The organism is Bacillus sp. ABA4_010, from assembly GCF_056159105.1.
This window is the reverse complement of sequence record NZ_JBSWUN010000003.1, coordinates 431,791-457,763: the sequence shown is the minus strand read 5'-3', so window position 1 is coordinate 457,763 and position 25,973 is coordinate 431,791. Positions and strand designations below refer to the sequence as shown.

Sequence of the window (25,973 nt, the reverse complement as noted above, 5' to 3'; positions counted from 1 at the left end):
TCATTATTATGTCCCAGTTGCTTCCTCCTTAACCACCAGGAGTATGTCCTCGCAAATTTCATCCACTGATTTTTTCGTCGTATCAACGGTTATATGCGCCTCTTTATAAACAGGCTGACGAGCTTCGTACAATTCCTTTGCTTTCTCCATATTTTTATGTTGCAGCAACGGTCTTGTTTGATCATTTTTCAGACGCTCCCATATTTCTTCCACATCACAATGCAAATAAATGACCAATCCATTTTCTTTCATCCATGTCCGGTTGTCAGGGGTAATGAAAAGCCCTCCACCTGTTGTAATAACAATATCACGTGTCGGCAGTTTCTTGAGGCTCTCTGTCTCCAACAGACGAAATGCCGCTTCTCCTTCATGAGCAAAAATATCCGCAATCGTTCTCCCTGTTTGCTGTTCAATTTCATGATCGGTATCAACTACAGGCAACTCTAATCTGTTTGCAAGTTCTGCTCCAATCGTTGTTTTCCCTGATCCCATAAATCCTACAAGATATATTGCTTTCATGCCGTCTTCCCCTTCTCATCGTTTTTCCCACCTTGTAATAAGGCCTGTTTCTGTTTCCACTTCAAGCCACGCTTTCGTTTTCACTTCTGGAGAAACAGTACAAGTAATTTCAATTATCATACGTCCATTGTCCCATGATTGCAACGTATATGCTACTTCTCCTTGGGGGTATTTGTACATTTTGCTTTGGCCTATTTCTTCCTCTCCACCAAATGTATGGGGAGCCTCTGACACCGCCGTTTCCATTAAATGTTCCAGCTGATAATATTTTTTTACATATTGAGCAAATTGCGCTTCTGCTACATACACTCGGAGCTGATGATGCACAACGAAAAAAACGAGCAAAGCAAGCAAAAGGGTGACAGGTAAGACAAATCCCTTTTCCTTATGAATGGTCTTCACCTCCGTCATTGTGAAATAAACTTACCCGTTCCGCATAAATTCGATTTTCCAAATCCGTCACCTGTATAAAAATTCCTTGAGACACTTTCGTAAATTGAATGGACGATACATTTTGCAGCAAAACCTCATGACCGGTTCCATTAACTCGCCGTCTAATATTTTTCCCATATTTCTCATAAATGATGGTCTGATTGTCGTCGTTCATAAATTTCAGTTTTTGATAGCCTGGCTCGATTTGTTTGCCTTCTCTCACTTCAAATGTAAGCTGTTGCAAAAATAGCTCCCATTCCTGCGTGGATAAAGAAACGACTATTTGCTGGTAATCTTTTGTCATTTTAATAATAACGGGAACAAATGACATCATCATGAAAAACAATGAAAAGCTAAGGAGCATCTCCAACAACGTATAACCGTCTTCTTTTTTCATCGTCGTATATAATCACACCTTTTTTGGGAGCGTTCGCTTTCGTCCTCCCATGAAATGCACGCTTCAACAAAAGCGCCCGGCCCTTCCTTCCATTCCATCTGATATGCCACTCCCTGCCATTTCTCCGTCCAGGAATGGGGAGACACACCGTCATATTTATAAGCCAGCAACGCTTGATGAAGAAGCTTGACCGCAACTTTATCCATTTCTACATTTTTTCGTTCTTGTTTGATGTGAATATAAAGCGGGAGCGTAGAGGTCAAAAGAAGAAGAAGGACCGAAAATGCCATAAGCATTTCAAGCAATGTATAACCTTTACAATTTTTGAGCATAAAAGCGCCCCTTTCCAAGCAAAAAGACCACTTGATACATAATCGAACCAGAAGACACGAAAAAGGTTCCAGAAGCAGAAATATTGCCATTGCTTAGAAACTTAATTTGAGGTTTTAATGTCGCAAACTCAAGATGGATACGGGAATCATAAGAACGCTGAAGAATGGATGTTGAGGAGTTAGACGTGAGCATAAAATACTCATGCTTCTGAGGGGAAAATCGTAGAGAAACAACCTGTCCTTGCGTGATAGCCGTCTCTTGTGCTAAAAATACGTCCGCCTCTAACTGTTGAATAAACCAGTACAGTCGATATTGCTGCATAAGCGGCTCAATTTTTACAATCGTTACAAACACCATCGCATGAATGAGTACTAACACAATCAGTACCTCAATAAGCGTAAAACCATTACGTTGTGGATTGGGCTTCTTGAGCAAGGCCACTTGTTACTTCTCCCTCTTCGCTAATTTGCAGAGAATCTCCGTTCGGACATGTCGTTTCCGTAATGTAGCCGTTCTGCTCTAATTCACTTAAAGTCGGAACTTGATGATTGTTTTCAATTTTATATACCTCCACTTGTGCCTGGACAGTTTTGACGTATGCCTCGCACCCCTTGCCGTTAATCGTCTCATTATTTTTTAGCAAATTAGGAATCATAATGAGTAACAGAATAGAGATAACTAGCATGACCACAAGCATCTCTATTAAAGTAAAACCCTTCTCCTTTACACTAGACTTTTTCACTCTTTCTTTCCTCCTATCGATATTTTGTAGATATCAGACATGATTTGATGGAATGGAATGGACCGGACGAAACACCTCTGTTTCGTTAGATTGTAGACATCACATTAAGCATCGGCAGCATGATGGACAAATACATCGTTAAAACAAGTAATCCAATTAAAGAGAAAAGCACTGGTTGCACCATATTTAGCCATCTTAATGAAATGTACTCCAATCTCTCTAAAATAAATTGACTGTGGTTCCCCAACTCTTTCCCTAATTCTCCATGCGACTGCCCATGAGCAATCACATTAGCCAACTGGGCATCATAATATCCCCTTTGAGCCACGATATCCTCTAAAGCCGTTCCGTTTATAAGCTGCTTTTTCATAAAAGATGCCTCGACTTGAAGAAAAGGATAATGCGTCTGTCTCTCAAATAAACTTAAACATTCATGGATAGATAAACCACCTTTCAGTAAATTGCTAAAGTGAACAGAAAAAACATAGGAATTAAATAGTGGAAGGACTCTTTTCACTACAGGGATGGCTAACCAAAAATCCATTTGCTGAAGGATCGGCTTTTTTCTCCAATATATAGCGTAAACCACATATCCGCCCATGACCAATGCTAAGCAGAAAAGACAGCCATATGGAAAAAGGGCAGCAAATTGCATTAATAAAACGAGAGGCCACGATACCTCTGTTCCCATTGAAACATAAAGAGATTGAAATTGTGGAAGCAACACCGTAGTCATAACAAAGAAAAGGATAAAAAGAAAGGAAAACAAAATAAGAGGATAGTGTATCACTTTTTTGATTTTATTGGCGTTTGCACGCTTTCTATCAATCATTGCGGCCCCTTCTCTTAAAGCAACAATTAAATCTCCATGCCGTTCAGAAAAATAGAGGTAGCCTAAAATATCACGATGGAATTGTAACGCTTCAAATGCGTCATGTAACGATACACCGCTCTTCAACTGTGTTAATAACTTATCAATATCAGCTCCTAACGGAGATGAAAATTGAAAACGAAGAAATTCCATTGCTCGAGATAAGGTATAACCGTGCTGCAGCAGCTCAGACAGTTTCGTAAGGAAAAGGGATTGCGTGGACAAATTCCATTTCCGTTTCTGTCGCTTCATTCATCGTTTCCCCATCCATCTAAACTATTTGGATATAAATAACCTAAAGCAATTCCTTTTTTAATCACATCCCGAAGCGTAGCATAATGGTAGGCACTCTCTTCTCCCTTACATTTTTTCAGCACTTCATTTAATGCTTTTCCATGAAGAAGCTCATATACACTCACTTGGCGATTTTTCCTCATCTTTCGGCATAAAGGATGGCATTCTCCTGTACAAAAAGGGCACTTTAATTCAACGAGCCGTTGAGCTGCTACAGCGACAAGAGTTTGTTCAATTTCCTGAAAGCCCACCCCAAATTCCAGTAAGCGATAAATAGCACCCGGAGCGTCTTTTGTATGCATAGTTGTTAACACTAAATGACCTGTTAATGCAGCTCTCACCGCGATTTGGGCTGTTTCATCATCTCGAATCTCTCCGACCATGATAATATCCGGATCATGCCTCAAAATGGCTCGTAAGCCGGTAGAATACGTAATCCCCGCCTTTTCATTGACTTGAACTTGCAGCACCCCTTCGCTTCTACATTCAATCGGGTCTTCAAGCGTAATAATATTACGGTTGAACATTTTTTTAGATTGATTTAAAAGGGTATATAAAGTAGTCGTTTTTCCAGAACCAGTCGGGCCTGTAAAAATAATTAATCCATGGGAATGTTTTAGTAAAGAGATGAGTTTTTTCGTCACACTCGGAAAGAGCGACAACTGTTCTAGCGGGGTGATATGATGTTGAGGTAGGATGCGGATAACGAGGCTTTCTTCAAAAAAAGTGGGCAGTGTGGAAAACCGTAAACTGACAGGCTCATTTCCAATGGTCACTCCTAAAGAGCCGCTTTGAGGTTTTCGTTTTTCACCAATATCCATTCCGCCTAAAAACTTAAAGTGAGCAATGAGTCGTTCACAATTTTGTTTAGACATTCTTTCCTTCATGACTAAGTGTTTCCCCATTCGAACTTGCACAATCGCACTTTCTTCTCCTGGGACAATATGCACATCGGAAATACGGTGCCTATACGCGTAGTGAATGAGCTGCTCGGCTATTTTTTCAATACTCGCTGTAATCATAATCTCCTCCTTTATTCAAAATACATCTACAATATTCTCGCTTTTCTTCGTTTTTCCTACAATACTTTTGTTAAGAATTTGTAAAGATATAAACAAATATAAACCGCTAGAACCTTCTGCTAAATAGGGTTCCGGCGGTTTATACTGTCAGTTAAAAATCGATGTTGAATAGCAACAGTTGTGTATACGTTTTGTACAATTATCCGACGAGTGAAGACACCTTGGACTTCAAACCCGATCTACGCTTCACTAAATTTTTTAATGCTGATTCATTATAACCGACGACCAACTTTTTTCCATCTGTCAAAATTGGACGGCGCAACAAGCGCGGCTGTTCAATTAACAGCTTTACGACTTCAGAAAGAGACAGGCTTTCTACGTCTATATTTAAGCTTTTATATTCCTGACTTCGTTTCGCTAATAATTCATCCATACCTTCTGTTGTCATCGCTAAAAGACTTAAAAGTTCTTCATAAGAAGGCGTTTCCCGAAACAAATGACGTTCTTCAAAATTTACGTCTGCATTTACGAGCCATTTTTTTGTTTTCCGGCATGATGTACAGCTCGGATACGTAAAAAACAAAATGGTTTCCATATTCAACCTCCTAGTTAAAATTAACGTTTAACTTATTTATATATATTGTACATGTTTTGTATAACTATTGTATAGGTATTTTGTGAACTTTTTTTAAACTTGTGGTATTTATCTTTTTCCTTCATATGCCATCGTGCAAACGTATATTATAATTAAGTTTATACTCGGCACTAGGAGTGAAACCACATGGAAGAAACTTTAAAAATAACAAATGTTCTATCAGATGCTACACGTTTTCACATTTATGAATACATCTCACAGCATCGACAAGATGTCACGGTTCAAGAAATCGCTAATTTATTCCATATTCACCCGAACGTTGCAAGACTCCATTTATCAAAATTGGAAGATATTAAACTAATCGTTTCAGAAACAAAAAAAACAGGAAAAGGCGGCAGGCCAAGCCGGCTCTATCGTTTATCCGACGAAGTGATTCAATTGTCTTTTCCTTATCGTGACTTTCAGCTTTTAGCAAACATCGCTATAGGGGCTATTGCAAAACTCGGAGAAGAAGGACAGTCATTATTTAACAGCAGCGCATACGAGTATGGGATAACTTATATGAAACAGCTGTATCGAGGTTCATTAGCGATGCTGCCTTCTCTTTCATATGAGGAACGATTGACCATGATTAAAGAAGCGGCTGCCAACATGGGACTATTTCCCGTGTTCACAATGAACGAACAAGAAAAAACAATCATTTTCGAAATCCGAAACTGTCCATTTAAAGAAACGGCTTTCCAGCATCATGAAGCAATCTGTAATATGCACAATGCATTTCTTAAAGGAATGTTTGATGCCTTGTTCGATCAGCTTACGTTTGAAACAAAAGACAGCATGGCTTTAGGATGTGAAACTTGCACCTATCATGTAAGCGTTACAAACTAATATTTACAATTGTACGAAAAGTACATTATAATAATGGAAGTACTTGACACGAGGGTATGAAGGAGGGAAATTTTTTATGGATCGTATGTACCGTGTTCTAGCATTTTGGACAGGGATTTTCACTGTCATGTTCTACCTTGGGCATATGCATACAACAGCTCTTATTTTCTTAGGGCAAACAGGTTTCTTTGCTCTTCTCAGCTATTTAAAGCTATCAGAACGCATGTATATTTACATTTTTGGAGCGTATTTGACAGTGTTCTTCGCCGGATTTACATACTGGACAACATTCATGATGGTTCCAGGAACTGGCGGACATTAATTAACACACGGTATTTTAGCAAGTGGCAAATAGAAACATGTTTTGTTACAAAAAAGACCCGTCGCCGACGGGTCTTTTTTCAGATAGAAGTAGCAACAAACATTTCGTGTGGATTAAGCTTAATTCCTTTCTCTTGAACAATCACCTGGAAATAAGGGCTCATTCCATCATCCATCACTAAACTGCGAATGGCCCGATTTTGTTTACTAATCGAAGAGAATGGATTTTGCTCAGCATGCTCCTGCAATAAAGTTAAAATGCCTGCTGCAAGCAAAAACTCGTGCTGTCTTTGAGAAGCGATAACTTCGGCCCCAAGCTTCTTTCCTTTCTCAATGAAACTATCAAGGTGAATATGTGCAGTTAAATCCATTTCTCCTGGATGAAGCAATGGATTGGTGACCAGTTGATGCTGAAAATATCCCCTCAAGCTCCCTTTTGCATGCAAAGGCTGCTGCAAATCTTGAAAAGTATAGCCATAATCAATAGTAATCATCATTCCTGACCGGAACAAATGATGCAGCTCTTCCAGCTTGTCCAGCATCATAAGAGGAATCTCCATCCGCTGACCTTCTTTCAGCAACAAACGATATTCTTCTACATACTTCTTAATTTGCTTATTTTGTAAAGGCACTAAGCAATCAACTAATTCCTCCTGTTCATTTAGCACTACCCATACTTCATATAATTCTCCTGCCCGCTGTTCGATCACATGTACTGGCAAGGCATCCAGCCATTCGTTCGAAAACACAATACCTTCAAATGCCCCAATTTCTTCCTTCAACTCTTTTATACTATGAAAATAGCGCAACTGTGGATATACCCCCAGTTCTTGTTGCTTTTGCTGATGATACGTACTTTTTTCTACCATATAATAGACGAGCTCTGGAAACGTTTCTGGAGACATCGCTTCCCATTCTTGCAGAACGCAACGAGCAAACATTCCGTCTCCGCCCCCCATCTCACAGATTGCAGGCGGCACAGCTCCTTGCTGAACCGCTTTATAAAAGAAGCGGGCTAGTACTTTGGCAAAAACGGGAAAAAGGTGAGGTGAAGTTAGAAAGTCCCCTCTCTTTCCGATTTTCTCTCCTTTTTTCATATAATACCCATTTACTGGATCATACAAAGCAAGGTTCATATAGTCGCAATATGAGATGCTTTGATGGGCAGACTGCTTAATGTATTGCTTAATAAATTCCCCCATCCTTTTTTACCTTCTAAAAGCCATTTAGGAAGGGATTGTTTTCCATTTCATCACCAATGGTCGTTTCGCTCCCATGTCCACATAATACAATCGTGTCTTCTGGAAGTACAAGCAGCTTATTATGAATACTACGTAAAAGCTGTTCATGATTGCCTCCAGGTAAGTCTGTACGACCAATGCTTCTCTCAAATAAAGCATCTCCTGAAGCAACCATTCGAGCCTCTTTAAAGTAATACGATACACTTCCAGGAGAATGTCCTGGTGTTTCATATATTTCACATTGAAAACCAGCAATGGATAATGAACCTTCTTCAGTTACATAATGAGTCGCAGGTTGAACAGAAATAGCACCCATCATGAAAAATTGCGAACCATTTAACGCTGGATCGTTCAGCCAATTTTTTTCTTTACTATGAATGTACACTGGTACATCATATCGCTGCCGTACATCATCCAACGCCCCGATATGATCAAAATGGGCATGTGTTAATAAGATAGCGACTGGCTGTAGCTTTCTCATTTCAAGCAATTGAATCAACTTTTTTCCTTCTTCACCTGGGTCAACAATTAAACATTCTTTTTGGTCATTTTCAATAATGTAGCAATTTGTTTGAAGAGGTCCTAATGGGACACGTTGATATTTCATTCGTATCAGTCTCCTTTTTACGTTCTGTACAATATTTTACAACATGGGGCAGCATGATTGAAAGAACTCCATTAGCCTCCGCATAAAAGTGTTGTTTTTTTCACCTCGACAAATGTTGGGAAAACCTTTAAAATGGAAAAGAGTAAAGAAAGCGTTAGCATTAATCAAGGAAAGCTTTGCTAAAGATATTGTTGTTTTTATAGCCTTAAGAAAAATCAACATTATCCTTTAACAGAGCTCAATGAGATTATATTTCTGATACGAAGGAGGGCTTTTTATGGGTCTTATGGTCATCTTCGCACTTACAGCAATCCTAGCTCTATACGGTGCTTTCACATCATTGCGCAACAAAAACTTCCTAGGGTTTGGATTCGCTTTAGCTACTGTTGCTGTTTTCGGATGGTTCACAGTTATGACTTTGCTAAAGCACGGATTCCCAGCTGTCCATTAATTTTTACATACAGGAAACTTTCATCAACAGGGTATATTTCCATATCCGTCGTAATGACAGTTCCTTTATTCAAGTTTTCACCTGAAAAGGTGCGCAAACGCCAAAAAACAAGCTGGTACAGTTCACACCAGCTTGTTTTTTGGCGTTTTATAAAAAAAGTGGATTTTTAAATGAACTCAATGAAAGGGATTACCTCTTTCTTTCTAATATCCAGAATTTGTTCTAATTGATAGCCCATTAAAGCGAGTCGACCGTTTGGGGACAATTTGAAGGGAACGTTATCCGCACGCTCTAAGAGAACTTCTTCTTGGCCAGTCTCCATTGAAAAAGAGAGGAGCTGAAATCCTTTTTCCTCCGTCATCATCTCTAGCGATTGCGGCGTAAAAATATAAAACTTGCCTGTTTCTTCATCAAACTGATGGTGAGGAATAATCCAGCCTGATACATCGGACACAAGCGGCATGGAGAACTGCTGAATTTCCTGCAATGTATCACTCGTGTAAAACGTATAAAGTCCTTTTCCATTTTCTCCTTCTTTAGGGCCTACTGTTAGCATTGTCCCTTTAAACGCAGAAAAACTAACAATTCCATGGAGCAAGTTCACTTCTTCCTGCTGATGCACAGTATGAGCAAAAAGCGGTACTTCTCCGAGTGGATTCTCCCGATTAATGGGCATATAAGCAAACTTGGACTCTGTCAGCCATTGGGCAAACGGCTGCGAAAGCTTATAGGGTTCATGACTTTTGTCGGAAAGGTCGACAAGGAATGATTGAAACGTCCAATCCTGCAAAAACGTGGTCACAAATACTTGATCCTTTTGATAAGGATTCCATACATATTGAACATCAAAAGAATCCATTTGGAAGGAATACTTCACTTCTCCTTTACGATCTACAAATACTACTTGTGCTTGTTCATCCGAGACAGTTGTTTGAATGAGGAAATAAGTGTAATCATCATTAGCTTTTACCGAAATGATTTGATTGTTCGTTTGAAAAAAGTCTTCCTTTTCTCCTGTATAAATATCGTACAAATAAATACGAGATTCCTGTGCACCATCTTCTACGATGAGTACCTTTTCATCACTGTACCAATCACCAACAGAAAAAAAAGAAGTTCCCTCCACCTCCAACATCTTGACAGATGGAGACTGCTTCACTGGCTGCGGACTTGCTTCACCGCCTTTTCGCTCTTCGGTTGAAAGGAGTCCACATCCAGCAACAACCAACATAACAAACAATAGAACATACACTCTTTTCCCCATTTATAAAACCACCTTTATCCTTCTTATTCCTATGATAGTATGTTATTAGTCATTTTTCCACTCCACATAAAAAAGCTTTGACACACAAGGCATCAAAGCTTTTTCTCATTCTTTTTTCTTTTCAGGCCGGTAGTGCGTGCCTTCGTAAAAACGAAGCAAATCCCCATATACAATTTTATCGGAATAATCCAGCTCCTGCTTTGCCTTTTTCATATACGGTTGACAAAAAGTCAAATCGGTTTCTTGCTCTGTTTGTTTATCGTAACATTTATTATCGGTATATACATACTGTCCTGTCACAAAGCTTCCATCACGCAAAACAACAAAATCCATCTTTTCTTCAGAAAACAAGTCTGTACCGAAATGGACATCATTTTTTGTGTCCACACCAAGCAAGTGTAAAATAGTTGGCTTCAAATCAATTTGGCCAGCCGCTTTATGAATAGTCCCTTTATGTTCATTTCCGGGAATATGTATAATAAGAGGCACACGCTGAAGTTGGGTAGATACAAATGGTGTGACTTCTTTCCCTAAATATTGACTCATCGCCACATTGTGATTTGGCGAGATGCCATAATGATCCCCGTACATGATAATGATTGAATTCTCATAAAGCCCTTCTTCTTTCAGGCGATTAATAAAATGTTTCACTGCCTCATCTGTATATCGAACCGTCGGAAAGTAGCGGTTTAACGTACGGCTGTTAGACTCGTATTCATCGACCATTCTATCTTCCTCATCCAACTCGAATGGGAAATGATTTGTTAATGTAATAAATTTCGTGTAAAACGGCTGTGGAAGAGATTTCAAATGAGCAATGGACTGTTCGAAGAACTCTTGATCTTTTAAGCCCCATCCAATAGAATTATCCGAATTCACTTCATAATCTGTTAACGAAAAATAACGGTCAAACCCTAATTTCGGATACATAATGTCTCGGTTCCAGAAGCTTTTATTATTAGCATGGAGCATCGCCGTATAATAGCCATGCTGTTTCAAAATTTCTGGAGTTGCATTGTATTCATTACTGGCGTGCGTAAAGAAGACAGACCCTCGGCCAAGCGAATACAGGGAGTTTTCAACGAGAAATTCGGCATCAGACGTTTTCCCTTGTCCTGTTTGATGATAGAAATTATCAAAATAATAGCTGTCTTTCAAAAAGTCATTTAAAAATGGCGTAATTTCTTTTCCATTTATGCTTTTGTTGATGACAAAGCTTTGAGTAGATTCCAATGAAATTAAAATTACATTTTTCCCTTTGGCAATTCCAAATAATTCATCACTTGGCTCTTTTTGATTAGCTTTCAAATAGTTCTCAATCTCTACAAATTCCGTGCTGTCTGCCATAGCCCGCTGTGCTTTCGATTTAGACTGTAAAACGGCATCATAAATGTGGTAATTATATGTTCCTAAATTTTTCACTAATATTTCACGATCAAATGTGCGCGTCAATAGCTCCGGTCTCTCCGATTCAGCTAATGCCAAATTCGACACAAATATAGTAACTGCGGCGATGTAATAAGCAAATCGCTCTTTTTGATTAAACTTCACAACGGGATTGTCATTTTTAGATTTTCGAGCAAGCCACATTAAAAACAACACATCAGCAAACATCAGTACATCACTTATTTTAAATAATTCAAATGCACTGTTTCCTAAATCTCCCATGTTACTTGTCTGAAACAAAACAGGCCATGTGAGAAAATCGTTAAAGAAGCGATAAAACATCACATTTCCAAATAAAACAAATGAAATAACAAAACTCATCACAATTATGTAGCGAGTTCGTTTCCGTTCATCTTTAAGAAAAAGCCCAACCCCTAATACAACAAGCAAAAAGCTAAGCGGGTTAATAAATAAAATGAACTCCTGTTTGACATTTTCAATTTCAATATTAAAGCTTGTTTTATAAATCATATACGTTTTCAGCCATAATAAACATACAGCTGTTAACATGAATGAAAGCTTCGATAAAGATCCTCTAAGCCTCAAATGCGTACCTCCTTAACCACTTGTTCATGCGCTGAAAAAGCAGCGCCTAAATGGACTAACTAATCTTAATGGTTTTTTTACAAAAAATCAATTCTTTCTCTATAGTAGAAAAATAGAATCATAATGTTTTTTTCATCTTTAAATTAGACGGATATACATGGGAAAAGTTTCAAAAATATTGTTTTTCTAACATTCTAAATTCAAATGACTGTTTTCTGTCCATATAAAAAGAACCGTTATGCCCTCATGTTAACTGGGTACTCATAACGGTCCTCTTATTCAAAAAAAGCATGGTATCTTTCGCTCCACACAGCTTTTTGCCGTGACTTATATAGCGCTCATTTTCTCTTTTGCAAGCCATGCTCCGCCAATAACTCCGGCGTCATTTCCTAACGTGGCAATCGTTAACTCTGCCCCTTGAGCTACACGTGGAAACGCAAATCGCTTAAATTGCTCTTTCAACGGATTCAACAGTGTATCACCAGCTTTGGAAACACCGCCACCAATCACGATTTTTTCAGGGTTCAAGCCATTAGCAAGGTTAGCAAGAGCTAATCCTAAATGAAAAGCCAATTCATCCACAATTTGTAGAGCCAATTCATCCCGTTTTGCCGCCGCATCAAAAACAAGTTTAGCTGTTACTGCTTCCCCTTGATGATGCACGTCTCTCAATACACTCGCTGTTTTCGTTGTTTCAAGAGCATTCATTGCTAAGCGAACAACCCCTGTTGCAGAAGCAATCGTTTCAAGGCAACCTGTTTTACCGCAATTACAACGAGCTCCTCCTTCTGGAACGGATGTGATATGACCGATTTCACCGGCTGCTCCATTCACTCCATGAACAATGTCACCGTTTGCAATTACACCGCCACCAACACCTGTACCGAGTGTGACACATAAAAGATCTTTCGCGCCTTCGCCGGCCCCTTTCCACATTTCACCGATCGCTGCCACATTGGCATCGTTATCTACCACAACTGGAAGAGACGTTTCCATTTCAAGGCGATCTCTTAACGGAAAATCGCTCCAGCCAAGGTTAACCGCTACATAAAGGGAGCCGTTTTCCTTATTAACAGGTCCAGGAGCCCCGATCCCAATTGCCAGTAGCTTATCTTTCGTTTCACCTAAATCGATTAACTTACCATCAATTGCTTTAGCAATGTCTGTCGGAATGTTTTTCCCTTCTTCTGAAATATCTGTTGGTACTTCCCACTTCTCAATAATTTCACCGTACTGATTGACAAAGGCCATTTTAATGGTTGTCCCGCCTAGGTCAACACCCACTAACCATTTTTCTTTCATACTATTTCATCCTTTTTTCTTTTTGAATTTGTATTTCTTGGCGAAGCAGCAAGAGCGCGGTTTGATAATCTTTGACCTCAATAAGTTGCGCTTGAAATAATTCTTTTAATTCTGCTTCCATAAGTTCTAAGTCTGCGACACGATCCCCTATGTATATAATCGTTCCATACTTTTTCAGCAGTTGCTGAATATCATAAATCGTTTTCATTTCGTCACCTGTTTTCGTTGTTCAACCTATACATATTAAAGTATAAAGAAAACTCAAACGACGTCAAGGAGCTATTGTAGAGCTCTGTCAATTTGAGACGCTAATTGCTCGTATTGTGGATTAGTCGGCTGTAGCTTCACTGCTTGTTCGATCGATGTTTGTGCCTTTTCCACTTCTCCCTCATTGAAGTAAATAAGAGCTAAATTATAATGCGCTTCGTGAAAAGACGGATCTTCTTGAACCGCCTTTTGTAAATGTTGTTTTCCCGCTTCAATATCATTGCTTTTAATCTCGGCATACGACAATAAAAAGTAAACACCACTATTTTGTATATCGTATCGCTCAAATGGTTTCAATACGTTTATCGCTTGTTCATATTGCTCTTCTTCATTGAACTTTTGGGCAACGCCTAATGCATAGTTGATGTCTTTTTCTAGATTACGTGCACTGAATCCATACAGTAAGGCTCCCGCGACTAGCACAGCACTGATGACAATGCCCATTAACCGCTCTTTATATTTTTGATGCTTTGGCAGCGCGACAACAAATGCGGCAAGAAAACCTCCTATTAAGCCCCCGATATGACCTGCATTATCTATGCCTGGTACAACAAAGCCAAAAATTAAGTTGACGATGATAACAGCAATAATATTGTAGCCCATCGTTCGAAAGAACAATTGACGATGAACCGCTCCTACATAAAGCAATGCTCCGAAACAACCAAAAATTGCTCCTGATGCACCTGCTGAAATGGAAGAGCTAAAAATAAAACTCCCTAATACACCGGAAAAACCGGAAAATAAATAGATAAACAAAAAGCGAAAGTTTCCATATATTCTTTCAACAATTGGCCCTAAATAATAAAGAGCAAAGCTATTCATTAATAAATGCAAAAATCCGATATGTAACACAATTGGTGTGATAAACCGCCACCATTCCCCTTGAAAAAGAAAAGGGTTAAACTTCGCGCCGTATTCAATTAATGTCAACGTATTTTCGCTTCCACCCGTTAACTCCAATACGGCAAACATTATAATTTGTACAGCTAAGAAAAAGAACGTCAAAAAAGGTTTTCCATATTCAAAAAGAGCGCGTTCTTCTTTTTGTTTGCTATTAATATGCGTAATAACTTGTTGCTTTACATGCTCAATATGAATGAAAAGCTGCTCTTCTTCTATCAAATTCCCGTTGAACGGACTATTAGTCAGCCGCTCATACTCTTCTTTTCCGTTCACTTCTGTCCAAATTACCGTTTCCACTTGTGTAGGAGATTTGCTCCCCATCATTCGTTCTGCCGCGGAAACAGCCTTCCATTCATTAATCGGTTCATAGTCGCTAATATACACATTTCGAACACGCAGCTGTCTTTTAAACGATTGCTTACGTAGTTGCTCTGACCTTTCATACACATATTCCATATCTTGTTCCAACATATTGGCCCAAGAAAAATTATGACGTAAGAGACGGATGACGACCGTCGGTTTTTGATGAGTAGATTGCAACCACGCTTCTTGAAAATCTTTTGATAAATTCAGCAACTCATATTGGCCTTCCACAACTAGTTTTTTTAACGTTGCCCAAAATAGCCAATCTTGCTTAAGTGTCAAACTGTCTCCCTCCTCCCATTAAACATTTTGCTTATTATAATGTAACCATCGCAAAAAAGACAAAAAAAATCAACTATCTCACTCTATATAAAACAGCAGAACAGACAGAAGCCCCGCATTCTCTCCTGTAGACAGCAAAAAGACATGGAACAACGTCCATGCCACTCTTTTATCTGTTACAACTGCGCTTCAGGTGGGAAATATTTGCCTCATGAGACGATCTCGTACAAAGGGAATATTAAAGAATGTACGAATAGCAAATTGGCGGATCATTTGGCTCGACAGCACGACATTGAGCACACGGTAACGCTTGCGGTAACCTAAAAAAACCATTAAAGCAATTGCAAATAGTGTCAGCAAACGCGGCATCTTATTACCTCCCTTATTATCCCTATTACCTTTTCACATCATTTCCTCTTTTATCCGTCCATTTTAGATTTTCTACTTTTCGTAGCCATGTTTTATTTTCCATTCACTTACTTACATCCACACATATACAAAAGCCCCAAGAAGAACGGCTGTTACATTCGATAGTAAATTCACCGCATCATTGTTCATAAAAGTCCAACCTCTTATTGGAACACAAACAGTGTTGCAATGTTCTGGCCGCTCTGTTTCTATCTTACAGCGCGGGCATTGATAGGTGACTTGCAAGAAAGCTCCTACAATGGTATCGACTGCGTTCCCTGCAAATCCTAAGCAAGTGAGAAGGACCAGTTCCACATTTGATAGTGAAAATGGAAGAACATAAGCCCCTAATACGATGATTAATGAACCCGCTAAGGCAGCTGACGTCCCTAGCACCGATACCGCTCCTGATGTCCCGCGCTCTACTTGCTGAAAAGTAGGGAGTAAATAGGGATTTCCTTTACTTAATGTCCCTAGTTCAGAAGCCCATGTATCAGAATTGGCTGCGGCTAAGCTGATGATAAATAATCGTTCAAATAAAGGCAAACCAGTCACAGCAAATAATAAACTAAGGAGGGCAGCCGGTCCACCGTTTACCATCACTTGAACAAAATCACGCGCGTCGTTCTTCTCTATTTTATCTACCAACAACTTTTTCTCACTCTTTTTAAACTTGCTCCAAACCGTCGAACTCCCGAAAAAAAGGGCGAGAAGCAGCAAGCCATTGATTCCAATTCCCTTATAAATCGCTGCCCCTACTAGTACCGCCCCTAAAGCACCGGATATAGACAGCGCCTTCAACCAATATGCGCAAACAGATACGAGAATGATTCCTATGTAAATGAACCATGCGTCAACCATGACAACGCACAATCCCTTCGTTTGTAATAATCGTTTGCACCGGAATATCATGGACATCAAATGGGACTTCTTTTCTAAGTTGAATCGAAAACGCTAACGAAATGACCATTCCTCTAAAATGGGCAAGATAGCGATCGTAATAGCCTCCCCCATAACCAATTCGGTAGCCTTTTTCTGAAAAAACAATTCCCGGCACAATCATCAAATCAATCTCTTCTGCTTTATAATGAACCGTCTCTTCTACAATGGGTTCTTTCAGTCCAAAGTAGACCGTTTCAAGTTGCGAAAAAGAAGTGATACGATAAAACTTCATCGTATAATCACTTGAATTGCATTTTGGAACAACCACCGTCTTACCAGCTGCCCATGCTCTTTCAATAAGAGGCGCCGTAGACACTTCTCTACCTCTTGATATCGTTAACGCAATGACCTTCGCATCCTGCCACCAAAAGGTTTCATAGAGTCTTTCAGCAATACGGTTTGACCACCGTTCATATTTCTCTGTTTGTAAAAGAGTTAACTGTTCCTTGACTACTTTGCGAACTGCTGATTTTTCATCCACAACTGTCCCTCCCCCTCGTTTTTAGGACAAATCAACAAACTTTCCCTAAAAATAATAGATAAAGCTGTTACCTTAATTTTAAACGCCCATTCGCTACATGTTCAATTATGTATATAAGGAAACTTCGATCAGTAGGAAGCTCCTTCCTGCCTCACTTCAACAAGGAATAAACCGGGTTCTAAGTAAATAAGGCAAAAAAAAACAGCAGGAATAACTCCCTACTGTTTACTTTGTTTCACGGTGTACAGTTGCTTTTTTGTCTCTTGAGCAGTATTTTTTTAGCTCAAGACGATCTGGGTTGTTACGTTTGTTTTTCTTAGAAATATAGTTACGCTCACCGCACTCTGTGCAAGCTAAAGTAATGTTTACACGCATGTTTTTCCCTCCAAACTATAAAAGCATAAATCAGACTATAATATAATATCATTTTTCTCAGCGAAATTCTAGTGTGTTTTTTTGAAGAAATTGATTTAACATGTTAGTATGTTGAGAATGCTGTCCTTTAATTAACCAATAATAGAGATTTTCCGTGTCGTAAGGCTCTAAATCCCCTTCTAGCGTAAAGGCACTTCTCACATTTTTCACCGAAAATGGCTGAAAACAAAGTGTTCCCTTTTGTAAATCTTTAAACAAGTGGGGGGTAAAACTGCGCTCTCTAGACTCCATTGAGTATTGCTTAATCCCGGCCTCTTTATATTTCCCATTACATAAAAAGGAACTATCACCAGAATGATGCACCATCACTTGCTGGTTTGGGGCATAATAAACAATATCTTCTCCTTTACGGCATTGGATTTCTTGTTGAAAATACATTTTAAATGCTTTGGAATGCTCACTTTGATTACTTACCTTCATTTTAACATACAATACTTTGCAATAATTAATGGAAGCGTCAAAGGTTTGACACTCTATAGTTAAAGGATGGTCCTCCCAATTTTCAGTTTGAGCAGACGGATCAATCCAGCGGAATTCACCTTCTGTCCACAAACCAAGCTTTGTGAAAAACCCGTCAATACTTAAGAAATGGTCTTTTTCCTCACAAAAAGGGAACGGCTGAAAATTTTGAAAGAGTGTATCCATCGCGTTACACCTTCTGATACTCTTTAATTTTATTGATAAAGTAAGCAGAAAATTTTTGAGCAGCAAACGATTCTTTCGCTTCTGAATAAACATTGATAGCTGATGACTGATAATCCGGCATAATCAAGGTCCATCCTCCTTCTGAATGATAAATCTTCATTCCGTCTAACAACTCAACATCATGACTTTTTACATCTTCCAAAATTTTTCTCATGACTCTTCCTTGCCGTTCAATCGGGCAAAATACACATTCCTGGGCGATATGAATATCAGGAACGCGCTCAACAATATGCGAAAAGGATAGAAACTGAGTAGCAGCTAATTCAAGCAGTTGGCCAAATGCATAAAAAGCGTTTGTTTGAAAAAGTACCATCCATGTCTTTTTCTCATTTCTATGAAAACTGACCTCCATAATCTTCTCATTCAGAGACAACATCGTTTCTTCACTTCTTGAAGAAACGCTCCATGCTTTACTTTCAGAGAAATAGCGATTAAACATGTATAAGTAGAAGGACTGTGTTTCCGTTAGCTTTCTTCCCTTTTCATCAAATATTTGAAATCGATTGCCTGCGCCATTAATTTTAATAGCAAAATGAACGGTTGATTTTTCGATTTCTTTAATAAATTCTTCTTCCTCAACCTCTCCATACAACGTGCACTGTACATGTAGGTCCTCACATAGCTTCTTCAACGTTCCTTGAATTAGAAAAGGGACTGAGGCCATCACTTTTAAATTTGCCCCAATTATTTCTGGGATGCGCACTGTTTGGAGAAGTTTTGTTATATACGTCTCCATATAAAGATCTTCTGACTTGAAGGAACGTTTTCCAAGTAACGTTTTTTTACTTTCGGACTGCTTCCTCAACAATTGTTCAAGTTTCCACTCCGAATTGCGTCTGAGTAGTTGGCCATTTTCTTCATAAAATTGAAGGAAAGCACAATCTTCATCGTTCCATTTATTTGCAGTAATATAGATGCCTCCGTCGGCTTGCTCCACTTCAATTACATACTGAAGAAACGGAGCAGGTACAAAGTGACAATCGTCAACATCAAAACCGCACGCAAGCAAGTGCATAATCATTTGCTCTTTAAGAAACTCTGCGCCTTCTTCACAGCCTACAATCACTTTCCTTTGTTTTCTCCATAGACGACTCAATGCTCGGGCAATAAGGACATATAAGCGTTCATTTAACACCGAATACCGTATGGCTCCATTGACCACAAACGGGTGATGATAAAAATAAAGCGATGGAAATTCATCAGCCGCTTTCACATAGCTGCTCATCATCCCTTCTTTTGGTACGTTGTATATCATCATCTGAGCATGATCATCCAGCTTTGCATTCTCTTCCAATGCTGTATGAGCATCAATAACCGCTCTTTTCACTTCGGAACCCTTTCCGATACAGACATCCTGCAGTAACACGGTTTCTTGAATACACGAATCTTCTTCAACCATTCCATCTGCTGTGACAACTGCATACGGACCAATGGATGAACCTTTGCGCACAATCGTGTAGTCGCCAAGAAAGACCGGTGCTTGCAGCAACACCTCTTCTTCAATGCAAACATCTTTTCCGAGCCAAATGTGTTGCTTCATCTCTTCTGCATTAATTGAACAAATACATTTTCCATCTAACAAATCTTGCTGCGCCTTATAATAATGATCAGCTTCCCCAATATCAATCCAATATTGTTCTGTTAAATGATGAAAAATCTCTTGTCCCTGCCGCAGTAAAAGGGGAATTAAGTCAAGACTAATATCCGTTTTGATCCTATCTTTGATGTAAGTCAGAATCTCTCGTTCCACAATATACACGCCTGTATTAATATAATCTGTAAATACTTCATGTTTTCTTGGCTTTTCAATGATTTTCTCTACTTTATCATCAAATCGGGATACTATCGTGCCATAACGGAACGGATCGGGAAATTTCTTTGTAATGATAGTCATGATTCCGCCTTTTTCCCGATGATACGTTGCTGCATGATTAAAATTAATGGTTGTTAACGCATCCCCACTAACAATGAGACAAGGGCCGTCTATAAATGATTGGGCATTCAAAAGCGCACCAGCTGTCCCAAGCGGCATCTCTTCAAAAAAATACGAAATACGAACTCCCCATCTGCTTCCGTCTCCAAAGTAGCTTTTAATCGAGGATGGCAAATAGCTTAACGTAATGGCAATGTCTACGATGCCATGATGCTTTAGATGTTCAATCATATATTCAAGTACAGGTTTATTTAATAACGGCAACATCGGTTTCGGAGTGCGATAAGTTAAAGGTCGAAGTCTTTTTCCCTTTCCTCCCGCCAATATAATCGCTTTCAGCTTAATCCCTTCCCTTCTCCTGGAACGAAAAAATCTCATCTTGGAAAAGTTTTGTTGTTTCGATGGCAATGTGTTCCCAGCCGAACATCGTCTCTGCTCGTTTCTTGCCGTTTTGTCCTAAGGAACAAGCATACTCTTCATGAGCCAATAGAAAAGAAAGTTGTTCCGCTAAGTGAACGGCATCTCCTGGACGAACCTTTATACCAGAAACTCCATCCTCAACAATTGTTTTTAGTCCTCCTGTATCGGTAACAATCGTTGGTTTCCCTACAACCATCCCTTCAAGTGCTACGATGCCAAATGGCTCATACAAGCTTGGAAAAACAACGATGCGGCTAAGATGAAGCAATTGGTTTCTCTCATCGTCTGTAACATAACCGACAAATTGAACATATTCCTCCATCTTTTTTTCTTTGACAAGCATCCGGTATTCGTGCAATAAAGGGCCTTTTCCAGCAATAATAAATCGAACATCTGGACATTCTCTCTTTACGATTTCTGCAGACTCTATTAACGTTTGAAACCCTTTTTCATAAACGACTCTCCCGACAGAAAAAATGAGTTTATCTTGGACAGACAATTTATATTTCTTTTTAACTTGATTTGGACGACACGTGGCTAAAAACATATCTGGATCGATTCCATTTGGAAATACGGATATTTTATCAGACTGTACATAAAATAAATCGATAAGCTCTTTTTTCATATACTCACTGCACACGATGACTGCCTGAGAAGCCTCAATAAGTCTCGCTTCTTTTTTGTGTACAATTTCTTGCATTTCATTATGAATGCCGTTGTTACGTCCATGCTCTGTTGCATGAATCGTACACACTAATGGAACGCGAAGTTGCCTTTGAATGATTTGAGCGGCACTTCCTACAAGCCAATCATGAGCGTGTACAAGATTGAAGGAAATGGACTGGGACAACCGTAAACTTTCTTGTACCATCGCCGCATTCAAGCTGTTTACCCATGCTAAAAAGTCTGGATGATGCGGTTGCAAACTTAATACTCTACATACATGGACTCCATGAATTTTTTCATAAGTGGGCAAACCTTCTACAAAAGTTGTAAGGACATACACATCATGTCCTTGCTTTGCCAAAGTTCGCGATAAATCAAATACGTGACGTGCTAACCCCCCGACTACTAAAGGGGGAAATTCCCATGACAGCATTAAAATTCTTAACTGACCGTCCTTACGTGTACTAGGACGAAGCGGTTCATTTCTAAAAACTCCCTGCATCATTTTAAGATGGTGAGTAGAAAGATTCCGAAAAAGAAAAGAAGTTGTTGTTTCATTGCCTACCTCTTCTTTTCTGACAAGTTCATAAAGTTCATAAAATTGTTTTACATGCCTATTCAACCGTTCATGAACATATTCGTGACATTCCCTTTCCTCTGCCAGCCTTCTTGCCCATTCCCTATTCGAAATAAGGAGCCATTTCTTCAGCATTAACGCAAAAAGAGGATGTTCAAAAAAACGAGCACATTGTTTTAAAGCCTGTTCCATCTCATAACTGATTGTATAAACTTCCTGATTGGCACTATTAAGCCACCGATCCCCGAATCGCTTCGCGATGGTGCTTGTATGGATCGTTGCCGAACCAGGTAACGTTTCGAGAAAAAACGGTTTTGATAATTGAAAGTTTATAGGTACACTTTTTAATGTTTTTAAAGACGAAAACAGCCTATCTGGTATTGTCCTTCCCCCCATGCTTTCTACATAAACAACAGGCAAATCCGTCATTTCTCGGGAAACCTTTTTGAATTCATTTGCCTCAAAAGGGATTAAGATGATGTTTCGAGAAGAAACGAAAGTACATGTTTCTATTTCATCGTTTCCTATAAACTGTCGATTTATAAAGGTGTATTGAATTCCTTTTTCATGTAAAATCTCTTCTTCTTCCTCTGTCACAAACCCCTCTTCTAGCCAAAAGCCGCTTGGTTTCATTCCAAAACTCGCTTCAAACATATCTATGCCATAACTAATTTGAAGTGCTTTTCCTTCCCTTGTTGCAGCATATGGCAGTAAACAATGACTTGCTGTAGTCGGTATACATTCTATTTTTTCTTGTTTCGACAAATCTTTAAGAGCCTCTACCAAATTCGAATTCCATCTTATAAATAGGTTAAGAGACTCTTGATCGTTTTCTTCTTGTAAATAAAGACGGAATCGGTGTTGAAAATCTCGTTCATTCCACATTTCTAGCAAAAGCGGTGAAATGGCGATAATACACCGCGGAATATCGCTTGCCTCTGTGTACTTCAGCAAAGGTAAATAAAATTGAACCATATCTTTGTATAAAGCTGTTTCATCCCATTTCGACTCTTCTACTTGCACAATATAAGAGAATGGGGCATAGATGACTGCTAATCGACTTTTTGTCATGTTTTTCACCTTGCATCTTTTGTATAGCATGAATACGCACTAAAAAGAGGAGCCCACTCCTGTGAAGCAGTAGGATGTCGCTTCCAGCCTGGCGAATCTGCTGGAATAGCAACATCTGTCATATTACTGTCACCTAAATGAATGCTGTTAGAGCGAAGAATTGTATAATAAGATGACGATGATAAAGGAACCACCATATCGGCTATATAAGTTTTATTAGGAGGCAGTGTAACAAACAGATGATTTTCATTCGGATTAATCCATAATTCCTTCCATTTGTTTGCATTATGTCCATTAAACATCACATTCGTAATGTCATAAATGATGACAGAAAGCTCCTCTTCTTTCCATTTCGTCAAGAAGCATTCTTCAAACAATTGTTTAGACAACGTTGAGATGTTCCAGTGAATGGATAATGTGCCATTACTTTGACACAACATTTTAAATACATCAATATCTAAATGTTTCATATTCAGAAAATCCGCCTATAGTACTTTTTATTTTACTGCTCGTGTAACGTCAGTTTCCGCTGTACGCATGTGTTGGAATTTAAAGGAGCGGGATGAAGCTGGAGAAGATATGTGCTTTTATCTCTTGCACACTATGAGTATAAGTTTATGCACTTTTCTTAATCTTAACATTAAGCGTTTAACGTCACAATAAACGCAATTTGTCGATTCCCGTAAAAATTGTAAACGATGAACAAGTCTTTTTTATAAAGACAAATCTCTATCTTGTTTGATGTCGATTTTTGTTGTTCCATGGTAAGATAAAAGTAGAAATTTAGAAGGTTGAGGTGACCATCTGCATGTTTCATTACATCATTATCGGTTTAATTGTTATCGCTATCAGCATTTACTTATTATCCTTTTTCAAGCATTCCAAAATAGATGCTCTTGAAAAACAAGTCGAACAAATTTCTTTATCTATGATGCAGGAAACGTACCAGCTAAAAAAACAAATTAAGGTACTCCAAGAAGAATTGATGATCGATCAGTTCCAAGCTCCGCGGGAACAAGAGAAGGCTGTCGAGCCCATTGTATTGGATAAAACCGGCCCCCTACATGCTCAAATCATTGAGTTTTATAGAGCAGGACATACTATTCAAACCATTGCCAGGCATACCTCCTTACCACTTGAAGAAGTTCGGCTCATTATTCATCAGCAACATTGGGGAGGCCATTCATAATGAGAGGATCTTCAACCTTACGTGCGTTTTCCATGGGCATATTTATGACAACTGCCATCTTATGGGGCGTACATACATATGACACGCAAAAGACGGCTGTACCGCCTTCTAGCCCTCCTCCTTTAACGCAAAAAATGGTGGATCAATTTTTGCAAGAAAAGGAATATATGGCCATTTCCATAGATGAATATCAAGAACTTGTCGACAAACCGAGCGAAGAGCGCGAAGAAAAGCAACCGACAGCAGTTCCTCCTTCTCCTCCCAAAATATTTATCATTGAGGTAAAACAAGGAACCCGTTCCAAAGATGTCGCAACCTTACTCGAACAAAAAGGAGTTATTAAAAGTAGCGCTGATTTTGAACAATATTTAATCGATGCCAAATTAACAAGCAAACTGCGTGTTGGCACTTACGAATTAACACAGGATATGCCTTTTAATGAAATTGCCAACATCTTAACAAAGCGAACAGGCAACTAAAAAATTCAAACAGGCATGAATAGTAAAAAAAACTCCCTTTCCATTTTGAAAAGGGAGTTTTTTTACTATTCATTTAAATCGTATCGTTTACCTTTTACTAAATAAAAGACATTTTCTACAATATTTGTAGCATGATCAGCGAAACGCTCTAAATAACGAGTAATGAACAATAACTGTGTAATTTGAGGAAGAGCTTCTTGCTTTTCTTTTGCTAAATTCAACAACTCAATAATTGTTTCTCCATATAAAGCGTCTACTTGATCATCCATCTCTGCAACCTTTTTCGCTAAAATTACATCTTCATCATAATAAGATTTTAACGAAAGAGTAAGCATTTCAGTCGCTAATTCATACATCTTGGCAATATGTTCAAGTGGCTTTATGAGCGGTTCTTTTCCAATACGAATAGTCGATTTCGCTATGTTGACAGAAAAATCAGCCATTCGTTCAATATCAGAAGCAATCTTAATTGCGACAATAACTCTTCGTAAGTCAATGGCGACCGGCTGTTGTTTCGCAATGAGTAGAATAGCTAAATCATTGATTTCTTCTTCTAAACGATCTACTTTGTAATCCTCATCAATAACAGCCAACGCATCCTCAATATTTTTAGAAGTTAACGCATGGAATGACTTATTCATGGAGTTTTCCGTTAAATTACCTATTTCCACTAACTTCTCTCTTAATGCCTTTAAATCGCCATGAAATCGTTCACGTACTGGCATAAATTCCATCTCCTATCCACTCTAAGCTGTTTTATAGATGAATTATTAACCAAATCGACCTGTAATATAATCTTCTGTTCGCTTATCCGATGGGTTAGAGAAGATTTTATCTGTTTCAGCAAACTCTACTACTTCACCATTTAAGAAAAAGGCTGTCTTATCAGAAATACGAGCTGCTTGCTGCATGTTATGTGTAACGATAATGATACTGAAATTTTGTTTTAACTCCTGTACAAGTTCTTCTACCTTCAGTGTAGAAATCGGATCAAGAGCAGACGTCGGCTCATCCATTAAGATGACATCTGGCTCAATCGCTAAACAACGAGCGATACATAAACGTTGTTGCTGACCACCAGATAATCCGTATGCGTTTTGGTTTAAACGATCTTTTACTTCATCCCAAATTGCGGCACCGCGTAAGCTTTTTTCTACGATCTCATCTAACACTTTTTTATTGCGGATTCCATGAATTCTTGGCCCATAAGCAATGTTGTCATAAATGGATTTCGGGAAAGGGTTTGGCTTTTGGAACACCATCCCAACTTGTGTACGAAGTTCTTCTACTTGATAAGACTTATCGAAAATGTTTCGTCCACGGTAATGAATTTCTCCAGATGTTCGCACAATTGGAGTTAATTCAACCATACGATTTAATGTTTTAATATATGTTGACTTACCGCACCCTGAAGGACCAATGATTGCTGTTACTTCATTTTCTTCAATATTTAAGTCAATGTTTTTTAGCGCGTGAGTTTCTCCATACCATAAATTAAGTCCCTTTGTTTCATATACAAGTGCTTTATTCTTTGTAACTGCCTCAGTATTTTTCTCTTTCACCATTTTTGAAGCTTCCATA

Annotated in this window: 31 protein-coding genes; 5 read left to right on the top strand and 26 right to left on the bottom strand. The window is 38.8% G+C overall.

The window, feature by feature from the left end:
- Positions 1-6 precede the first annotated feature (6 nt).
- From ACXAEO_RS03490 to ACXAEO_RS03450, 9 genes are all read right to left on the bottom strand, one after another.
- Positions 7-519 carry a shikimate kinase gene (locus ACXAEO_RS03490; RefSeq protein ID WP_474878026.1) on the bottom strand — a complete coding sequence of 171 codons (513 nt, stop codon included), beginning with the start codon at positions 517-519 and terminating at the stop codon, positions 7-9.
- Between the two features lie 15 nt (positions 520-534).
- Positions 535-930 (bottom strand): competence type IV pilus minor pilin ComGG, encoded by a 396-nt coding sequence (gene comGG / locus ACXAEO_RS03485; protein WP_474878024.1) that lies wholly within the window; start codon positions 928-930, stop codon positions 535-537.
- Complete coding sequence (gene comGF, locus ACXAEO_RS03480; RefSeq protein WP_474878022.1) at positions 905-1,348, bottom strand: competence type IV pilus minor pilin ComGF; 444 nt, start codon at positions 1,346-1,348, stop codon at positions 905-907. Before comGF ends, comGG begins: the two co-directional genes overlap by 26 nt.
- Positions 1,345-1,680 carry a prepilin-type N-terminal cleavage/methylation domain-containing protein gene (locus ACXAEO_RS03475; RefSeq protein ID WP_474878020.1) on the bottom strand — a complete coding sequence of 112 codons (336 nt, stop codon included), beginning with the start codon at positions 1,678-1,680 and terminating at the stop codon, positions 1,345-1,347. Before ACXAEO_RS03475 ends, comGF begins: the two co-directional genes overlap by 4 nt.
- Entirely contained in the window at positions 1,664-2,122 is a 459-nt protein-coding gene (gene comGD, locus ACXAEO_RS03470) for a competence type IV pilus minor pilin ComGD (RefSeq protein WP_474878018.1), read from the bottom strand. Before comGD ends, ACXAEO_RS03475 begins: the two co-directional genes overlap by 17 nt.
- On the bottom strand, positions 2,088-2,423 hold the full coding sequence (gene comGC / locus ACXAEO_RS03465) for a competence type IV pilus major pilin ComGC (RefSeq protein WP_474878017.1): 336 nt from the start codon (positions 2,421-2,423) through the stop codon (positions 2,088-2,090). Before comGC ends, comGD begins: the two co-directional genes overlap by 35 nt.
- Before the next feature lie 85 nt (positions 2,424-2,508).
- Entirely contained in the window at positions 2,509-3,546 is a 1,038-nt protein-coding gene (gene comGB / locus ACXAEO_RS03460) for a competence type IV pilus assembly protein ComGB (protein ID WP_474878013.1), read from the bottom strand.
- A complete protein-coding gene (gene comGA, locus ACXAEO_RS03455; RefSeq protein WP_474878011.1) occupies positions 3,543-4,610 on the bottom strand; it encodes a competence type IV pilus ATPase ComGA in 1,068 nt (355 codons plus the stop codon). The genes comGB and comGA overlap by 4 nt, the downstream gene beginning before the upstream one ends.
- A gap of 199 nt (positions 4,611-4,809) precedes the next feature.
- Positions 4,810-5,205 (bottom strand): Spx/MgsR family RNA polymerase-binding regulatory protein, encoded by a 396-nt coding sequence (locus tag ACXAEO_RS03450; protein WP_474878008.1) that lies wholly within the window; start codon positions 5,203-5,205, stop codon positions 4,810-4,812.
- A 186-nt stretch (positions 5,206-5,391) separates the two neighbouring features.
- Between ACXAEO_RS03450 and ACXAEO_RS03445 the strand changes: the two genes are divergently transcribed.
- Positions 5,392-6,093: a helix-turn-helix transcriptional regulator gene (locus ACXAEO_RS03445; protein WP_474878006.1), complete on the top strand. Its 702-nt coding sequence runs from the start codon at positions 5,392-5,394 to the stop codon at positions 6,091-6,093.
- 76 nt (positions 6,094-6,169) lie between these two features.
- Positions 6,170-6,415 (top strand): DUF2626 domain-containing protein, encoded by a 246-nt coding sequence (locus tag ACXAEO_RS03440; protein WP_474878004.1) that lies wholly within the window; start codon positions 6,170-6,172, stop codon positions 6,413-6,415.
- 79 nt (positions 6,416-6,494) lie between these two features.
- Here the strand turns inward: ACXAEO_RS03440 and ACXAEO_RS03435 are convergent, their stop codons facing one another.
- Positions 6,495-7,616, bottom strand: a complete 1,122-nt coding sequence (locus ACXAEO_RS03435) for a class I SAM-dependent methyltransferase (protein ID WP_474878002.1) — start codon at positions 7,614-7,616, stop codon at positions 6,495-6,497.
- 13 nt (positions 7,617-7,629) lie between these two features.
- On the bottom strand, positions 7,630-8,262 hold the full coding sequence (locus ACXAEO_RS03430) for an MBL fold metallo-hydrolase (protein WP_474878000.1): 633 nt from the start codon (positions 8,260-8,262) through the stop codon (positions 7,630-7,632).
- 277 nt (positions 8,263-8,539) lie between these two features.
- Between ACXAEO_RS03430 and ACXAEO_RS03425 the strand changes: the two genes are divergently transcribed.
- Positions 8,540-8,713: a DUF2759 domain-containing protein gene (locus tag ACXAEO_RS03425; RefSeq protein ID WP_474877998.1), complete on the top strand. Its 174-nt coding sequence runs from the start codon at positions 8,540-8,542 to the stop codon at positions 8,711-8,713.
- 166 nt (positions 8,714-8,879) lie between these two features.
- On the opposite strand, the gene ACXAEO_RS03420 is transcribed toward ACXAEO_RS03425, so the two are convergent.
- From ACXAEO_RS03420 to ACXAEO_RS03360, 13 genes are all read right to left on the bottom strand, one after another.
- A complete protein-coding gene (locus ACXAEO_RS03420) occupies positions 8,880-9,977 on the bottom strand; it encodes a YqgU-like beta propeller domain-containing protein (protein ID WP_474877994.1) in 1,098 nt (365 codons plus the stop codon).
- Positions 9,978-10,082: 105 nt separating this feature from the next.
- Positions 10,083-11,933: an LTA synthase family protein gene (locus tag ACXAEO_RS03415; protein ID WP_474883944.1), complete on the bottom strand. Its 1,851-nt coding sequence runs from the start codon at positions 11,931-11,933 to the stop codon at positions 10,083-10,085.
- 363 nt (positions 11,934-12,296) lie between these two features.
- Positions 12,297-13,271 carry an ROK family glucokinase gene (locus ACXAEO_RS03410; RefSeq protein WP_474877992.1) on the bottom strand — a complete coding sequence of 325 codons (975 nt, stop codon included), beginning with the start codon at positions 13,269-13,271 and terminating at the stop codon, positions 12,297-12,299.
- A 1-nt stretch (position 13,272) separates the two neighbouring features.
- Positions 13,273-13,479, bottom strand: coding sequence for a YqgQ family protein (locus tag ACXAEO_RS03405; protein WP_474877990.1), 207 nt, complete (start codon positions 13,477-13,479; stop codon positions 13,273-13,275).
- Positions 13,480-13,550: 71 nt separating this feature from the next.
- Entirely contained in the window at positions 13,551-15,086 is a 1,536-nt protein-coding gene (locus ACXAEO_RS03400) for a rhomboid family intramembrane serine protease (RefSeq protein ID WP_474877987.1), read from the bottom strand.
- A 189-nt stretch (positions 15,087-15,275) separates the two neighbouring features.
- Positions 15,276-15,455, bottom strand: coding sequence for a hypothetical protein (locus ACXAEO_RS03395; protein WP_474877985.1), 180 nt, complete (start codon positions 15,453-15,455; stop codon positions 15,276-15,278).
- Positions 15,456-15,566: 111 nt separating this feature from the next.
- Complete coding sequence (locus ACXAEO_RS03390; RefSeq protein ID WP_474877983.1) at positions 15,567-16,355, bottom strand: DUF92 domain-containing protein; 789 nt, start codon at positions 16,353-16,355, stop codon at positions 15,567-15,569.
- Entirely contained in the window at positions 16,348-16,917 is a 570-nt protein-coding gene (locus tag ACXAEO_RS03385; protein WP_474877981.1) for a 5-formyltetrahydrofolate cyclo-ligase, read from the bottom strand. The genes ACXAEO_RS03390 and ACXAEO_RS03385 overlap by 8 nt, the downstream gene beginning before the upstream one ends.
- 225 nt (positions 16,918-17,142) lie before the next feature.
- Positions 17,143-17,292 carry a 50S ribosomal protein L33 gene (gene rpmG, locus ACXAEO_RS03380; RefSeq protein ID WP_028394888.1) on the bottom strand — a complete coding sequence of 50 codons (150 nt, stop codon included), beginning with the start codon at positions 17,290-17,292 and terminating at the stop codon, positions 17,143-17,145.
- Positions 17,293-17,349: 57 nt separating this feature from the next.
- Complete coding sequence (locus ACXAEO_RS03375) at positions 17,350-17,997, bottom strand: hypothetical protein (protein ID WP_474877979.1); 648 nt, start codon at positions 17,995-17,997, stop codon at positions 17,350-17,352.
- 4 nt (positions 17,998-18,001) lie between these two features.
- Positions 18,002-20,314 carry a sugar phosphate nucleotidyltransferase gene (locus tag ACXAEO_RS03370; protein ID WP_474877977.1) on the bottom strand — a complete coding sequence of 771 codons (2,313 nt, stop codon included), beginning with the start codon at positions 20,312-20,314 and terminating at the stop codon, positions 18,002-18,004.
- Positions 20,315-20,330: 16 nt separating this feature from the next.
- Positions 20,331-22,724, bottom strand: a complete 2,394-nt coding sequence (locus ACXAEO_RS03365; protein WP_474877974.1) for a glycosyltransferase — start codon at positions 22,722-22,724, stop codon at positions 20,331-20,333.
- A 5-nt stretch (positions 22,725-22,729) separates the two neighbouring features.
- Positions 22,730-23,194: a DUF4912 domain-containing protein gene (locus tag ACXAEO_RS03360; protein ID WP_474877972.1), complete on the bottom strand. Its 465-nt coding sequence runs from the start codon at positions 23,192-23,194 to the stop codon at positions 22,730-22,732.
- 338 nt (positions 23,195-23,532) lie between these two features.
- Between ACXAEO_RS03360 and ACXAEO_RS03355 the strand changes: the two genes are divergently transcribed.
- The gene (locus ACXAEO_RS03355) at positions 23,533-23,913 is read left to right on the top strand and encodes a hypothetical protein (protein ID WP_474877970.1); all 381 of its coding nucleotides are present in this window, start codon (positions 23,533-23,535) and stop codon (positions 23,911-23,913) included.
- Positions 23,913-24,392: an endolytic transglycosylase MltG gene (locus ACXAEO_RS03350; protein WP_474877968.1), complete on the top strand. Its 480-nt coding sequence runs from the start codon at positions 23,913-23,915 to the stop codon at positions 24,390-24,392. The genes ACXAEO_RS03355 and ACXAEO_RS03350 overlap by 1 nt, the downstream gene beginning before the upstream one ends.
- 65 nt (positions 24,393-24,457) lie before the next feature.
- Here the strand turns inward: ACXAEO_RS03350 and phoU are convergent, their stop codons facing one another.
- Together phoU and pstB are read right to left on the bottom strand one after the other, a co-directional pair.
- Positions 24,458-25,117 carry a phosphate signaling complex protein PhoU gene (gene phoU / locus ACXAEO_RS03345; protein ID WP_474877966.1) on the bottom strand — a complete coding sequence of 220 codons (660 nt, stop codon included), beginning with the start codon at positions 25,115-25,117 and terminating at the stop codon, positions 24,458-24,460.
- A 45-nt stretch (positions 25,118-25,162) separates the two neighbouring features.
- On the bottom strand, positions 25,163-25,972 hold the full coding sequence (gene pstB, locus ACXAEO_RS03340) for a phosphate ABC transporter ATP-binding protein PstB (RefSeq protein ID WP_474877964.1): 810 nt from the start codon (positions 25,970-25,972) through the stop codon (positions 25,163-25,165).
- Between the last annotated feature and the right edge of the window lies 1 nt (position 25,973).

Coding starts and splice junctions, on each gene's coding strand:
- ACXAEO_RS03450 (WP_474878008.1), bottom strand. CDS start 5,205: ATGGAAACCATTTTGTTTTTTACGTATCCGAGCTGTACATCATGCCGG.
- ACXAEO_RS03490 (WP_474878026.1), bottom strand. CDS start 519: ATGAAAGCAATATATCTTGTAGGATTTATGGGATCAGGGAAAACAACG.
- comGG (WP_474878024.1), bottom strand. CDS start 930: ATGACGGAGGTGAAGACCATTCATAAGGAAAAGGGATTTGTCTTACCT.
- ACXAEO_RS03475 (WP_474878020.1), bottom strand. CDS start 1,680: ATGCTCAAAAATTGTAAAGGTTATACATTGCTTGAAATGCTTATGGCA.
- ACXAEO_RS03440 (WP_474878004.1), top strand. CDS start 6,170: ATGGATCGTATGTACCGTGTTCTAGCATTTTGGACAGGGATTTTCACT.
- pstB (WP_474877964.1), bottom strand. CDS start 25,972: ATGGAAGCTTCAAAAATGGTGAAAGAGAAAAATACTGAGGCAGTTACA.
- ACXAEO_RS03415 (WP_474883944.1), bottom strand. CDS start 11,933: ATGTTAACAGCTGTATGTTTATTATGGCTGAAAACGTATATGATTTAT.
- ACXAEO_RS03390 (WP_474877983.1), bottom strand. CDS start 16,355: ATGGTTGACGCATGGTTCATTTACATAGGAATCATTCTCGTATCTGTT.
- ACXAEO_RS03350 (WP_474877968.1), top strand. CDS start 23,913: ATGAGAGGATCTTCAACCTTACGTGCGTTTTCCATGGGCATATTTATG.
- ACXAEO_RS03355 (WP_474877970.1), top strand. CDS start 23,533: ATGTTTCATTACATCATTATCGGTTTAATTGTTATCGCTATCAGCATT.
- ACXAEO_RS03365 (WP_474877974.1), bottom strand. CDS start 22,724: ATGACAAAAAGTCGATTAGCAGTCATCTATGCCCCATTCTCTTATATT.
- ACXAEO_RS03445 (WP_474878006.1), top strand. CDS start 5,392: ATGGAAGAAACTTTAAAAATAACAAATGTTCTATCAGATGCTACACGT.
- ACXAEO_RS03395 (WP_474877985.1), bottom strand. CDS start 15,455: ATGCCGCGTTTGCTGACACTATTTGCAATTGCTTTAATGGTTTTTTTA.
- comGB (WP_474878013.1), bottom strand. CDS start 3,546: ATGAAGCGACAGAAACGGAAATGGAATTTGTCCACGCAATCCCTTTTC.
- ACXAEO_RS03430 (WP_474878000.1), bottom strand. CDS start 8,262: ATGAAATATCAACGTGTCCCATTAGGACCTCTTCAAACAAATTGCTAC.
- comGF (WP_474878022.1), bottom strand. CDS start 1,348: ATGAAAAAAGAAGACGGTTATACGTTGTTGGAGATGCTCCTTAGCTTT.
- ACXAEO_RS03405 (WP_474877990.1), bottom strand. CDS start 13,479: ATGAAAACGATTTATGATATTCAGCAACTGCTGAAAAAGTATGGAACG.
- ACXAEO_RS03375 (WP_474877979.1), bottom strand. CDS start 17,997: ATGGATACACTCTTTCAAAATTTTCAGCCGTTCCCTTTTTGTGAGGAA.
- rpmG (WP_028394888.1), bottom strand. CDS start 17,292: ATGCGTGTAAACATTACTTTAGCTTGCACAGAGTGCGGTGAGCGTAAC.
- comGA (WP_474878011.1), bottom strand. CDS start 4,610: ATGATTACAGCGAGTATTGAAAAAATAGCCGAGCAGCTCATTCACTAC.
- phoU (WP_474877966.1), bottom strand. CDS start 25,117: ATGCCAGTACGTGAACGATTTCATGGCGATTTAAAGGCATTAAGAGAG.
- ACXAEO_RS03410 (WP_474877992.1), bottom strand. CDS start 13,271: ATGAAAGAAAAATGGTTAGTGGGTGTTGACCTAGGCGGGACAACCATT.
- ACXAEO_RS03420 (WP_474877994.1), bottom strand. CDS start 9,977: ATGGGGAAAAGAGTGTATGTTCTATTGTTTGTTATGTTGGTTGTTGCT.
- ACXAEO_RS03425 (WP_474877998.1), top strand. CDS start 8,540: ATGGGTCTTATGGTCATCTTCGCACTTACAGCAATCCTAGCTCTATAC.
- ACXAEO_RS03360 (WP_474877972.1), bottom strand. CDS start 23,194: ATGAAACATTTAGATATTGATGTATTTAAAATGTTGTGTCAAAGTAAT.
- ACXAEO_RS03435 (WP_474878002.1), bottom strand. CDS start 7,616: ATGGGGGAATTTATTAAGCAATACATTAAGCAGTCTGCCCATCAAAGC.